Raw genomic sequence first — 13,371 nt, forward strand, 5'->3', positions numbered from 1 at the left:
TTCGCCGTGGAACCGCGTGTCACCACTTGATCGGCGTGCCGTCGTACTGCACGAAACTGCCATTGAACCGGGCGCGATCTGCAGCCGCCGCCGCAATCACCGCGCGCATGCCGGCCACGCTGTGCGCCGGATCTATTGCGGCGGTCGACCCGCCCATATCCGTGCGAACCCAGCCCGGATGCAACGCAATGCACGTCGCGCCGCGCGCTTCCTGCGAAGCTGCTTTCAGCGCCGCATTCAACGCGGCCTTGCTCGCCCGATACAACCAGCCCGCCGTGCCGTTCATCTCCGCAATGCTGCCCATCTTGCTGGACACGACCGCGAGCACGCCGTGGGCGGTGTTGGTAAGCGGCAGGAGAATCGGAAGCAACTGCATGGGACCGCGGACGTTCGTGTGCATGACTTCATCGAAATCTTCCGCAAGGATAGTTTCCACATGCTCCGTTCGCGGACCATAAACCCCGGACACGATGATCGCCGCATCCAGCTTCTCGCCGTCGAGTTGCCAGCCGAGCGCGGCAATCTGCTCTGGTTTGGTTGTGTCGAGCGAGAAGGTCGTGGCGCCCATTGCTTCAAGACCGCTGATGGCCACCGCGTCGCGCGCCGTGGCGAGTACGCGCCAGCCATCGCGCCTGTATGCGCGCACGAATTCATGCCCGAGTCCGCGCGATGCACCCACGATCAATGCCGTTTTCATGGCGTCACCTTCAAGTCAATTCGATGCCCATTGCCGTCGCTTCTCCACCGCCAATGCACAAGCTCGCCACGCCGCGCTTCAAGCCGCGTTGCCGCAACGCGCCGATCAGCGTGACAAGAATCCGCGCACCCGATGCGCCAATTGGATGTCCGAGCGCGCAGGCGCCGCCGTTGACGTTCACTTTGTCGTGAGGGAGATCGTGTTCGCGCATGGCCGCCATTGCCACGACGGCAAACGCTTCGTTGATCTCGTACAAGTCGACTTCGCTTGCGCGCCAGCCGTTCTTCTCGAACAGCTTGCGGATTGCGCCAACGGGCGCCGTGGTGAACAGCGCCGGTTCCTGCGCGAAGGTGCTGTGGCCAACCACGCGCGCGAGCGGCGTGACGCCGAGCCGTTTGGCCGTGGATTCGCGCATCATGACGAGCGCGGCGGCGCCATCGGAGATGGACGATGCATTGGCGGCCGTCACCGTGCCGTCCTTGGCGAAGGCGGGTTTGAGCGTCGCAATCTTGTCGATGTTCGCCTTGTACGGCTGCTCGTCATGATTAATGACGGTATCGCCCTTGCGCCCCGCGACCGTCACCGGCGCGATCTCCCATCCGAACGATCCGTCTTCGTTCGCGCGCTTGGCGCGCGTCAGGGATTCGATGGCAAACGCGTCCTGCGCCTCCCGCGTGAATTTGTACGACCCCGCGCATTGCTCGGCGAACGTGCCCATCAGCCGGCCTTTTTCATACGCGTCCTCGAGGCCGTCGAGGAACATGTGATCGAGCACCTGACCGTGGCCCATGCGCATGCCGCCGCGCGCTTTCGGCAACAAGTACGGCGCTTGCGTCATGCTTTCCATTCCGCCCGCCACGATCACGTCGGCCGAACCCGCGAGCAGCATGTCGTGCGCGAACATGGCGGCGCGCATGCCCGAGCCGCACATCTTGTTGACGGTCGTGCTACCGGTGGATAACGGCAAACCCGCGCCGAGCGCGGCTTGCCGTGCAGGCGCTTGCCCGAGGCCCGCGGGCAGCACGCAACCCATCACGGCTTCTTCTATTTGATCGGGCTTGAGCCCCGCGCGTTCTACGGCGGCGCGGATTGCAACCGAGCCCAGTTGCGGCGCGGTGACGCTGGCGAAATCGCCCTGGAAAGCGGCCATCGGCGTGCGCGCAGCCGAGACGATCACCACGGGATCAGCTACGAGATCATTCATGTTTCAGCTCCTTGATCACACCTTTCACAATAGCCGGCACGTCACCAAGACCGGCGGCGTCCGACGTAAGCACGTCGTTCTCCAGCGAATGCGTACCGCCGCGCGCGAGCGCCGCGATGCAATGCTGATAGGTCGGCTCGACCTTTTCCGGGCCGCCGATCATCATGCCCAGGTTGCGCACGCGGCCGTCGTGCACGCCGTAGGTCAAGCCGTGCACGGTGATTTCCTGGCCGCGCGCCCACGCATCGCGCAGGATGGTCGTGTGACACACGTTCACCGTTTGTTCGATGGTATTCAGTTCCACCAGGCGGCGATTTCGCGCCACGCCCATCGGCCATTCGTCGAGCAGCGCCGCGTGCTTGTCGCGCACGTCCTCTACGTGGCGCAGCCAGTTATCGGCGAGACCGACACGCCTTCCCTCCAGCGCCGCGCCCACGCCGGAACAGCCGTAGTGCCCGACGACCATGATGTGCTTTACCTTCAGCAGATCGACAGCAAACTGAATCACCGACAAACAATTGAGGTCCGAGTGCACCACCACGTTCGCGATGTTTCTGTGCACGAACACTTCGCCCGGCGGCAAGCCGATGATCTGGTTCGCCGGCACGCGCGAGTCGGAGCAGCCGATCCACAAATACTCCGGCGCCTGCTGATGCGCGAGGCGGGAAAAATACTCCGCGTCTTCGGAGAGCTTGCGCTCGACCCATTGCAGGTTGTTGTTGAACAGATGCGCGAGCGGGTTGTTATCGGGACTTTCGGGTTTATCGATGTTGGACATGGCATTCAATGCGGGTAGGTGTCGCGGATTTCATGCAGCGCGAGAGCAGGTGCGCCGTCGGGAAAACGCTCGGGATAATGAACGATGAAACGGATGCTGCGTTCGTAGGGAAAAAAATCGGCGAGTTCGCCGTTGAGGATCTGTTCCTTATGCTTTTGCCAGAGAGCCGGATCGAAGAAGTCGGCATGGTGTTTCATGAAGACGTCGCGCACGCGAGGATCGCCGAGCAGGAACGTTCCATACGTTTCCGGGAAGATGTCATGCGGGCCTACGGTGTACCACGGCTCGCCCGACATCTCCTCTTCCTCGGTGCGCGCCTGCGGCACGCGGCGCACAGTGCAGTCAGTCAGGTATTCGATTTCGTCGTAATCGTAGAACACCACGCGGCCATGGCGCGTCACGCCAAAATTCTTGTACAGCATGTCGCCGGGAAAAATGTTCGCCTGTATCAGTTGCTTGATGGCGTCACCGTATTCCTTGATGCCGTGTTCTATTTCGTTCGGCGAGCCGTTCTGCAAATACAGGTTCAGCGGCGTCATGCGGCGCTCTATATACACGTGCCGGATCACGAGCTTGTCGCCTTCGTATTCGATCATCGACGGCGCTTCTTTCATCAGTTCCTTGAGCAACGCGTCGTCCAGACGCGAGAGCGGCAACGCCACGCTGGAGTATTCGAGCGTGTCGGCCATGCGTCCCAGGCGATCATGCCGCTTGACCAGCCGATACTTGTCCTCGACCTTCGCGCGCGTGGTGTCCTTCGGCGGCGGAAAGTTGTCCTTGATCAGCTTGAACACATACGGAAAAGACGGCAGCGTGAACACCAGCATCACCATGCCCTTGATGCCCGGCGCAATGACGAATTTATCGCTGGAATGCGAGAGATGATGCAGCAGGTCCCGATAGAACAGATTCTTGCCCTGCTTCTGCAAACCGACCGATGTATAGATCTCGGCCTTCGGCTTGCCCGGCATGATGGTGCGCAGGAACTGCACATACGCCGACGGCACTTCCATGTCCACGAGAAAATACGAGTGCGAAAAGCTGAAGATGATCAGCAGTTGTTCGCGTTGCAGCAGGACGGTATCGAGCGCGAGCACGCCCGGTTGCGCGTGACGCACGGGCATGGCGAATGGCGCGATCAGATCGCCGTTGATGATTCGCCCGACTATATACGCCGCCTTGTTGCGAAAGAACAATGAGGACAACACGTGAATCTGAAAATTCGGCGCGGCCTTGAACTCCCCGAATGCTTCGCTAATGGCTTGCATCACGCATTGAACATCGCGTTCTAGGTCTTCAAACGCAGGCTCGAGCTGGAAGTTCGTGACAATGCGCATGAGCGTGGCGGCAAGGCCATCCTTGCCGGGATAATACGCACGATACGTCGGCTTGGCCGCAGGTTCGTCGTTCTCTATGTATTCGGTCGATATAGCCGGTCGCACGAAAATGAAGTCGTTATTGAAGTACGACCGATGCAGGATCTTGCAGCACACGGAATTGAAGAACGTCTCCGCGCATTCGGGTTGGCGGTGCGCCGTCAACAGGCCGATGTAATGCAGTTTGATCTGCTGCCACACTTCGTCGTCTATATTTTCGGCGTCGTATTCATCCTGCAGACGCGTCACGCATTCTTCCACGCGATCGTCGTACGACGTAATGCGTTCCCGCGCAAGCCGCTGCAGCGCATGCCAGTCGCCTTCCTCGAACAAATGCTTCGCCGCGATCGCCGCATCGCGGAAAACGCGATAGTGACGATCGAATCCTTCGAGCAGCGTTTGCGCGACGTCGAAGCCGATCTGCGACGACAGCAACTTGGGAAAGTGATTCATATCGACCCTGCACTACGTGTGGTGTCGCGTGATGCGCATTATTCCTGTGCCTTCAAACCGGGCGATATTGTATCGCCATGACCGTTCACGATTGTTCACGAGCGCCGCGCGTCAAGCAGCCTTCACGGTTTTCTGCGTCGGCGAACAGGATGAGGCCAGCTTGCGCGTCCGTTTTTCAGCATTCGCCGAAAGCAGCGCACGGCCTTGCATTTCGTACGCGGCAAGTTCGCCAAGCGTTGCGTTCAGATCTTCCAGTTGCCGTTCCAGAACCGCGCGATGTTCCGCGATGGTGTCCAAAAACGCGTGCAGCTGCGCAACCGTACCGGTGGGTGAATCGTAGAGATCGAGCAACCGGCTGATCTCCGACAGCGTGAATCCAAGCCGTTTGCCACGCAGCGTAAGCCTCAGGCGCGTGCGGTCGCGTGGCGAATACACGCGCCGCACGCCGTTCGTGCCTTCGCGCGCCGGCGCGAGCAAACCCTGATTCTCGTAGAAGCGGATCGCGCGTGGCGTGATCTCGAACTCGCGAGCCAGTTCTGTAATGGTGTAACGCGTGTCTGTCATTTGAACCTGGAAGTGCGCTGAACGGCTTTAAGAATCGCTGTAAAATGCAGGTTAACGTTAGCGTCAACTTGGCGGTATTGCAAGAATCGACAACCCGGAGACCGACCCGCATGAATTCGCTCGAACAGCAACTGGACTACGTCTTCGCCGACCGGCTTCCCGAATCCGGCCACGCAATGGAAGTCACGCCTGGCGTCTTCTGGGTACGCATGCCGTTGCCGTTTGCGCTCGATCACATCAATCTCTGGGTCATGCGCGATGAAATCGATGGCGTGAAAGGCTGGACCATCATCGATTGCGGTATTTCCGACGAAACCATCCGCGCCAACTGGGAGCGCGTCTTCAGTTCATTGCTGGACGGCTTGCCGGTGCTGCGCGTGATCGTCACGCATTGCCATCCGGATCACCTCGGTCTTGCCGACTGGATCTGCAACGGCGGCGAGAAGAAACGCTGGGGTCCAGTCAGGCTCTGGATGTCGCACGGCGAATACGCAATGGGCCGCGTGATGTCGAGCGGCGACGGTTCTGACGCAGGCGGCGAACGCGCCGCGCAGCACTTCGCGCGGCATGGCATGCGCGATCCGGCATCGCTCGAAGCCCTGCGCAAACGCGATACGTATTACCCGAAGCTCGTGCCGTCCATACCGCCGCATTTCCGCCGTCTGCGCAATGGCGACACCATCAGGATTGGCGGCCGCGACTGGGAAGTGATTACTGGCTTCGGCCATTCGCCCGAACATTGCGCGTTCTACTGCGCTGAGAACAATGTGCTGATTTCCGGCGATATGGTTTTGCCGCGTATATCGACCAACGTGTCGGTGTTTGCCATTGAACCGGAGAGCAATCCGGTGGCGCTGTTCCTGGAATCTCTCGGCCGATACGAAACCTTACCCGCCGACGCGCTTGTCCTGCCTTCGCACGGCAAGCCGTTTCGCGGCATGCATACGCGCATTGGGCAGCTTCGCGATCATCACGCCGCGCGCCTGGCGGAAGTGCGCGAGGCCTGCGCGATCAAGCCGCAAAGCGCGGCGGATATTGTGCCGATCATGTTCAAGCGTCCTCTCGATGTACACCAGATGACGTTCGCGCTCGGCGAAGCGTTGGCGCATTTGCATCTGCTATGGCTGCAAGGCGAACTCGTGCGGAGTACGCGGGAAGCTGACGGTGTGATCCGTTTCGCGCCAGCGTAAAAAAGCCGGGCGCTTTTAAAAGGGCGCCCGGCTTTTCAAGGAACAACAATTACTGCACGGACACGCTGACGAAGTTCTGTCGTCCAAACGGACTGACACGATATCCGCTGACATTGCTTTGCGTGAGCGCGGATGCGGTCGGATAACCGAGCGGAATCCACAGCGCCTGATCGTGGATGATCTGCTGCGCCTCGGTGTAAGCCTTGGTGCGCTTGCCGATATCCGCCGATCCCTTGCCTTCGTCGATCAAACGATCCAGCGTCGGATCGCAGAAGCGCGCGAAGTTGATGCCCGAGCGCACCGCGGCGCAACTAAAGAGCGGCGAGAGGTAGTTATCCGGATCGCCGTTGTCGCCGGCCCAGCCCATGAACAACATGTCGTGCTGGCCTTGCTTCGCTTCCTTGATCAGCTCGCCCCATTCGATCACCTTGACTTGCGCCTTCACGCCGATCTTCGCCAAGTCCGCCTGCAGCAATTCCGCGCCGGCTTTCGGGTTGGGATTCAGCACGCTGCCGTTCGGACGCACCCAGATGGTTGTATCGAAACCATTGGGATAGCCTGCATCGGCGAGAAGTTTTTTCGCGCGATCGACCGAATACGTATACGGCGTGACCTGTTTGTCATAGCTCCATGTGTTCGGCGGGAACGGATTCACGGCGGGCGTCGCCGTGTTCTCGAAAACGGTCTTCAAGTACGTCGTGCGATCGAATGCTTCGTTCAGCGCCTGGCGGACCTTGGGGTTATCGAGCGGCTTTTTCTGCGTGTTCAGCGCCACGAACGCCGTCATGAATGCCGGCGTTTCGACCACCTTGATCGAGCCTCCTTTCTTGGCGTCGATCACGTCCTGCGGCTTCGGGGACAACGCGATCTGGCATTCACCCGCCTTGATTTTCTGCGCGCGCACGGAGGCATCGGGCGTGATCGCGTAGATCAGGCGGTCAACCTTCGGCTTCGCGCCCCAGTACGCGGGGTTCACGTCATAGCGAATCACGGCGTCTTTCGTATAGCTTTTCAACACGAATGGACCCGTGCCGATGGGCTTCGCGTTCAGGTCGGTATCCTTACCCGCCTTGAGCAGCTGATCGGCATATTCAGCCGAATATATCGATGCAAAACCCATCGTCAAGATGGGCACGAAGGTCGCGTTCGGCGTGTTGAGCACGAACGTCACGGTGTTGTCATCGACCTTTTGCACCGACTTGATCAGCTTGACCAGGCCCATTGATTGCGCGTGGGGAAAGCCGCTTGCTCCGGCTACCTTGTGCCATGGATTGCTGTCCGAGAGCATGCGGTCGAACGAGAACACCACGTCGTCGGCCGTCAGTTTCCTCGATGGCTTGAAGTAATCCGTGCTCTGGAACGCCACGTTCGGCCGCAGATGGAACGTGTAGGTCAGCCCGTCCGCGCTCACGTCCCACTTTTCGGCGAGTGCCGGCGTGACTTTTTTCGCGACTTCATCGTAGGAAACGAGCGTGTTGAAAATCACGTCCGCCGACGCGTTGGTCGTCACGAGGGAATTGAACTGCACGACATCGAAACCGTCCGGACTCGACTCCGTGCACACGGTAAGCGGTTTTGCGATCGCGAGCATTGGCGCGATGGCCAGGACTGCGGCTGCGAGCATTCTGAAGCGCATGAGATCTCCCGTTTTGACGGTGTCGTCGGTTAATTGGTCATTTTTTGATGCGGCGGCGTTCAGGCGGTATTGCGACTGCATTGCAACTTATTGTACGGCGCGTTCTGGCATACGGTTCCGTGCAACAAAGGCGCGTCGCCGTAGCTTACTGAAACGTTATTTCCGCTACAACGACCGATTCGGGATATCGATATGGACACGATTCACGCCGCCGCGCCGCCTTGCCTAATCGGCGGGCGCACGCTAAACTCGTGCCCGTCTTTGGGGAGTAGCCTTCCTTCCGCAATGGGAGGAGGACGCGTCAACATACTCGGCTGGTGCCGTGGCGCGTTCGACCGGTCAGGTTTGGCGAGACCATGGGTGCATCTTGTCGTTCACGGTCGGACGGCGCGGGATAGCACCCTGGTTTGCTGACGTCCGACCGTGAAATCATCGTGTCTCCAAAACAAAAACACCCTGCATCGGTCACAAGCCTCTCCTTGCGTTGCTATTGCCAGTACGCCTCATTGCGAGGTGCGGCATGACACTGCTATTCCTGCAACTCGCCATCATGCTCGTGGTGATTCTGGCGGCATCGGAATTGTTCACCAACGCGCTGGAGCATCTCGGCGAAAAACTCGGCATATCCGAAGGCGTCACGGGTTCGCTGTTCGCGGCCATTGGCACTGCGTTGCCTGAGACCACGGTGCCGATCATCGCGTTGATGGGCGGCACGGCAAGCCGTGCGGTCAACGAGGAAATTGGCGTGGGCGCCATTCTTGGCGCGCCGCTGATGCTCGCAACGCTGTCCACCTGCCTGATGGCGGTCGCCGTTCTCAAGATGCGCGGCCTCAAAGGTCTCGTCACGCCCGAACATACCGGCTTTACCCGCGATCTCAACTTCTTCCTGTGTGCATTCCTGATCGCGGCCGGCGCGATGTTCGTCCCGCATCACGCGTGGGAAGTGCGCGCCTTGTTTGCCGCAGGTCTGGTCGGCGTATACGTGGTGTATGTGATCACGACGTTCCGCGCGTCCGCGGGTCTGGTGGAAAAGGGGCACGGCACGGAAGCGCCCGAGCGGCTGTTGATCGCGCGCCTGGGTTTGCCTACCACGCTTGCGACCATCGTGTTGCAGATGGCGGTCGGCACTGCGCTGCTGGTTGGCGGGGCGAAGGGGTTTATTGCGGGCGTGGAGGGCGTGTCGCATGTACTGGGGATATCGGCGCTGCTGCTTTCGCTGATCATCATCCCGATTGCAACCGAATTGCCCGAAAAGGTGAACAGCATCATCTGGGCGCGGCGCGGCAAGGATACGCTCGCATTCGGCAACATTACCGGCGCGATGGTGTTCCAGGGCACGCTGCTGCCAGGTATCGGCATCATGCTGACGCCTTGGGAGCCGCGCGTCGAAGTGCTGACCGGCGTGCTGATCACGCTCGCCGCCGCCGCATGGCTGCGGCTCAATGCGAAGAAAGGCGGAATCGTGCTGTGGGCGCTGCTCGTGAACGGCGGGCTTTATGCGTTCTACCTTGCGCTGACACTGGGGCGCTAGGGCTATCCGGCGCGCAAAAAAAGCCCGCCGAAGCGGGCATCAATCACATTGCGCGTCGTGCTTACCGCGCATCTGTTGTTGTTCTGCGTTGTCTCTTTATTGCGGCGTCAGAACCGCGCCGCTTGCTGATATCGGCTGGCGGCGTTCGCCTGGTTCATCGCTTGCCGGTGATTCCTCATCAACGCCGTTTCCGCCGATGTCGCCGCGTGCATGATCGCGGCAATGCTCGCCTGGATCCGGCGAATCGTGACCATCGAGTCGGCGGACTGATTGGCTTGTAATGACATCAAAAGCGGCGAGCGTGTGTTCGTCAGTTCCGCGGCGCGCGGCCAGTCGTTATCGGCGGCTGCGCTTTCTATGGCTTCCGTCAGCACCCATGCCCGGGCGATCAGTTCTTCCTGGTTCATCGTCTGGCTCCGTTACTTGTTGGTCGCAAGCGCGCCCGCGCTGTTTGTACCGCCGAAGAGCGCCGTCAGATAGTTGGCGTTGCTTTGGGATTGCGACATCAGCGTGTTCAGCGCCGTAAATTGCGCGTTATACGACGTCGTCAACTGCGCCGCGTAGGCGGTGAGCTGGGTTTGCTGGTCCGTCAGGCTCTTCAGGTCGGCTGTCAGCGCGCTCGAGCGCGTATCCATGATGCCGCCGGTCGCGAGGAACGACGTCAGGTCGCTGTTCATATTCGCGGCGACGCCATTTTTCGAGTTGAACAATGTCGCGACGGTTTGCGGATCGCTGGTGAGCGCGGCGTTCAGCGCGTCGGTGTCGGTCTTAAGCGTTCCGTCCGGCTGCAGCGTAATACCAATGGAAGCAAGGTTGACCGATGACGCGCCCGTGCCCACGCCGGCGCTCAGGGCGCTCGAAAGCGTGTTGCGGATTGTGTTCATCATGGAGTCACCAAGCAGCGCGCCGCCTTGCGAGCCTGTCGCCTGGGTCGAATCGAACGAAGTCAGCGACTGCACTGTGCTCATGTAGTTGTTGTACGCGGTGACGAAGGCGGTAATGGCGGTTGCCTGTCCGCTTGTATCAGGCGCGACTGTCAGTGTTTGCGTGGTGCCGACCGAAGTCGAATCCAGCGTCATGGAAACACCGCTGAGCGCCGTGGTGATCGTGTTGCTTGCGCTGGTCCCCGGCGTGCCCGCGATCGAGAAGTTCGCGTCTTCGCCGGCTACGCTCTGCGTCCAGCTACCCGATGCAACCGTGGTCACCGACCCCGTGTAATTACCGGTGGTTTCCGTGCTGTTTGCGGGTGCGGGGGCCGTGCCCGATGTCACGGCGAGGCTGTTCAACGCGTCGCCCGATGCCGTTCCCGAGATCGTGACATTGATTCCGTTCGATACACCCGTCGCCGACGAACGCAGCACCAGATGCGCGCCGTCCGTACCGTTCACGATAGCGGCCGTCACGCCTGGATTGCCCGATGCCGAATTGATCGCCGATGCAATGCCTGCCAGCGTGTTGTTGCTCGATGTGACGGGGATCGACATGTTCTTGCCGCCGACCGAGATAGTCATCGTGCCGGTGCCGAGCGTGTCGGTCGACTTGAATGCGCCCGAAGTGATCGATTGCGACGTCGCGATATTCGAGACCTGCACGGAATAGGAGCCCGCCACTGCGCCGGAGGTGCCCTTTGCGGTGATGCCCTTGCCGTCGCCGGTCGCGGTGAAGGCTGAAAGCGTCGTGCCGTCCGAGAGCGCCGCAAGAGACGACTGCAGCAGGGACATGACGGATTTCAGCGTGCCGAGCGCCGTGACCTGCGTGTTGTCCGCTGTGGTCTTGTTATTGAGGGTATCTGTCTGACCCGCGATTTTCGCGTTGACGAGCGCGGTGACCAGGGAGTTCACGTCCATTGTCGACCCGGTCGAGCCGCTAATGATCGACTGTGCGGCCTGCTGGACCGCGCTGTTCGGGTCAACGGTGGAACCGGTTGACGAAATGGGTATCGTGCTCATGCATTGCTCCGTTCGGGCGTGGGCCGGAAATCACTCGATAAATCCCGGAAACGCGAACTGGGAGGCAAGCCTCCCAGCGGTTTTATGCTTCTTTTTTGCTGCAACTACCGCTGTGATGCGGGTGTTTCAGCCGGCGCGCATTGTAGCGTCGCGCGCGCCGGTTAGCTCGCTGTCAAAAATGCTTAGCCGAGGAGCTTCAGGACTTGTTGCGGCAGCGAGTTGGCCTGTGCCAGCACCGAGATACCTGCTTGCTGCAGCACTTGCGCCTTGCTCAGGTTCGCGGTTTCCTGCGCAAAGTCTGCGTCGGTGATTTGCGACTGAGCCGACGACAGGTTCGTCGATTGAGCCGTTTGCGTAGCTGAGATCGACGTGAAGCGGTTTTGCGCTGCGCCGAGGTTAGCCTGGATACCGTTGACCGTTTGCAGTGCGTTGTCGATCGACTCGATGGCAAGGTTGGCGCCGTTCGGTTGCGTCAGGTCGATGCCGGACACTTGTGGCGGGGTATTTTGAGCGTTAGCCGTCGCGATGCCAGTTGCTGCAGCCGCAGAATTTGCGTCGCTGAAGCCCGTCGGGGTCGTGCCGTTCAGTGCTCCGGTCGTGTTGAACGTCAGGGTTGCACCCGTGTCGCCGGTCGCCGGTGTTCCCGGTGTGGCGATGCTGGTAGTGTCGATCGAGAACAGTTTGCCAGCGGTCGTCGAGTCGATTGCCGAACCGTTTTGATCGGTAAATTTGAATGAACCCTTGCCATCTGCAAGAACGTTGATGGACGTTATAGCGGGTGTTGTACCGGCTGCTGCCGCAGCACCCGCGCTGGTCAAATTCAGGTTGCTGATCGTGCCAAGGTTGGTGTCGGCAGCAGCAAAAGGAGGGGTGTCGCCAAACTTCGTGTCGCCGTTGGTAGCGCTGATCGAGCTAAGGGCCGTTGCGGCTACGCCTTGTGCGGCGGTTTGGACAGTTGCGGGGTCAAACGCACCGCCGACTGCAGCCGTCAGCGTAAGGGCTTTGGGCGAGGTCTTCGAACCCGTGGTGGTAGCCGGATCGCCGAACAACTTGGTCGATACCGATGCCGACAATGCCTGGTTATTCTGATCCGTAAAGGTAAAGCCGCCATTGCCGTCAGCGAGAACGTTGATTGTTGTAATGGCTGCCGTGTCGCCGGCTGCTGCAGCAGTACCGTCGCTCTTCAGGCTGATGCCCGTGATAGAGCCGATGGTCGAGCCGATTTGCGGGACACCGCCGCCAAGCTTTGCTGCCGACACGCCGTTGGTCAGGTCGATGCTGATGGTCTGGCCGACGTTGGCGCCAACTTGGAAGCTGACGTTGCCAGCCGAGCCGTCCAGCACGTTCGTGCCGTTGTACGTGGTTTGCGAAGCAATACGGTTCACTTCAGCAATACGCTGCGTCACTTCTTTTTGCAGTGCTGCCTGATCCGACGCTGACAGCGAACCGCTCGATGCCTGCACGGCCAGTTGACGAATACGTTGCAGATTGTCCGTAATCTGATTCAAGCCGCTTGATGCCGTTTGCGTCATCGACACACCATCGTTCGCGTTCGAGACGCCCTGGTTCAGACCGTTGATCTGCGACGTCATGCGTGAGGCGATCGCTTGACCTGCTGCGTCGTCTGCTGCGCTGTTGATGCGTTTGCCTGATGACAGACGGGTGATTGCCGACGACAGCGCGCTCTGCGTGCCGTTCAGGTTCTGCTGGGCGACCAGCGAGTTGATATTGCTGTTAATACCGATCATTTTGGATTTCTCCTGAAGAAGCTGTGTGAGCTAAAGGGCTGTTTTTGGCTACTACGCCGTCCTGTTGCCTGGCGGTTCCGAGCGTGTTAGCCGGCCGCCTACTTGGGTTAGCGGCCCCTCGGAAAAAAACTTGAGGAATTAGAAAACGATTTGTAGAAGGAATAGCGAAAACATGGAAAAACGTTTGCCGTAAGGGTTTTGCAATGGGTCGCCGCCTGCGCGCATGAGGATTCACGGGTATTCTT

General features: G+C 60.0%; 11 protein-coding genes and 1 riboswitch. Of the genes, 2 read left to right on the top strand and 9 right to left on the bottom strand.

Annotation, left to right across the window (positions count from 1 at the left end):
* Positions 1-19 precede the first annotated feature (19 nt).
* From ACRWA7_RS17135 to ACRWA7_RS17155, 5 genes are all read right to left on the bottom strand, one after another.
* Positions 20-697: an SDR family oxidoreductase gene (locus ACRWA7_RS17135; protein ID WP_438395114.1), complete on the bottom strand. Its 678-nt coding sequence runs from the start codon at positions 695-697 to the stop codon at positions 20-22.
* A 10-nt stretch (positions 698-707) separates the two neighbouring features.
* The gene (locus tag ACRWA7_RS17140; protein ID WP_438395115.1) at positions 708-1,901 is read right to left on the bottom strand and encodes an acetyl-CoA C-acetyltransferase; all 1,194 of its coding nucleotides are present in this window, start codon (positions 1,899-1,901) and stop codon (positions 708-710) included.
* Positions 1,894-2,679, bottom strand: coding sequence for a carbonate dehydratase (can, locus tag ACRWA7_RS17145; RefSeq protein ID WP_060817413.1), 786 nt, complete (start codon positions 2,677-2,679; stop codon positions 1,894-1,896). The genes ACRWA7_RS17140 and can overlap by 8 nt, the downstream gene beginning before the upstream one ends.
* Before the next feature lie 5 nt (positions 2,680-2,684).
* A complete protein-coding gene (aceK, locus tag ACRWA7_RS17150; protein WP_438395117.1) occupies positions 2,685-4,508 on the bottom strand; it encodes a bifunctional isocitrate dehydrogenase kinase/phosphatase in 1,824 nt (607 codons plus the stop codon).
* A 111-nt stretch (positions 4,509-4,619) separates the two neighbouring features.
* Positions 4,620-5,072, bottom strand: a complete 453-nt coding sequence (locus ACRWA7_RS17155; RefSeq protein ID WP_438395119.1) for a MerR family transcriptional regulator — start codon at positions 5,070-5,072, stop codon at positions 4,620-4,622.
* Positions 5,073-5,182: 110 nt separating this feature from the next.
* On the opposite strand from ACRWA7_RS17155, the gene ACRWA7_RS17160 reads away from it, so the two are divergent.
* A complete protein-coding gene (locus ACRWA7_RS17160) occupies positions 5,183-6,262 on the top strand; it encodes an MBL fold metallo-hydrolase (RefSeq protein WP_438395121.1) in 1,080 nt (359 codons plus the stop codon).
* Positions 6,263-6,311: 49 nt separating this feature from the next.
* Here ACRWA7_RS17160 and ACRWA7_RS17165 read toward each other — a convergent pair whose 3' ends face one another.
* A complete protein-coding gene (locus ACRWA7_RS17165) occupies positions 6,312-7,898 on the bottom strand; it encodes an ABC transporter substrate-binding protein (RefSeq protein WP_438395122.1) in 1,587 nt (528 codons plus the stop codon).
* Positions 7,899-8,145: 247 nt separating this feature from the next.
* A riboswitch (yybP-ykoY riboswitch) is annotated at positions 8,146-8,321 on the top strand.
* A gap of 97 nt (positions 8,322-8,418) precedes the next feature.
* Here ACRWA7_RS17165 and ACRWA7_RS17170 point away from each other — a divergent pair.
* Positions 8,419-9,429, top strand: a complete 1,011-nt coding sequence (locus ACRWA7_RS17170; protein WP_060817409.1) for a sodium:calcium antiporter — start codon at positions 8,419-8,421, stop codon at positions 9,427-9,429.
* A 107-nt stretch (positions 9,430-9,536) separates the two neighbouring features.
* Here the strand turns inward: ACRWA7_RS17170 and ACRWA7_RS17175 are convergent, their stop codons facing one another.
* The 3 genes from ACRWA7_RS17175 to ACRWA7_RS17185 form a co-directional block, all read right to left on the bottom strand.
* Complete coding sequence (locus tag ACRWA7_RS17175; RefSeq protein WP_438395124.1) at positions 9,537-9,836, bottom strand: flagellar protein FliT; 300 nt, start codon at positions 9,834-9,836, stop codon at positions 9,537-9,539.
* A 12-nt stretch (positions 9,837-9,848) separates the two neighbouring features.
* Positions 9,849-11,378 carry a flagellar filament capping protein FliD gene (gene fliD / locus ACRWA7_RS17180; protein ID WP_438395125.1) on the bottom strand — a complete coding sequence of 510 codons (1,530 nt, stop codon included), beginning with the start codon at positions 11,376-11,378 and terminating at the stop codon, positions 9,849-9,851.
* A gap of 182 nt (positions 11,379-11,560) precedes the next feature.
* A complete protein-coding gene (locus tag ACRWA7_RS17185) occupies positions 11,561-13,126 on the bottom strand; it encodes a flagellin (RefSeq protein WP_438395126.1) in 1,566 nt (521 codons plus the stop codon).
* Between the last annotated feature and the right edge of the window lie 245 nt (positions 13,127-13,371).

Origin of the sequence: Caballeronia sp. DA-9, from assembly GCF_051615025.1 — a bacterium.
GTDB lineage: Bacteria > Pseudomonadota > Gammaproteobacteria > Burkholderiales > Burkholderiaceae > Caballeronia > Caballeronia sordidicola.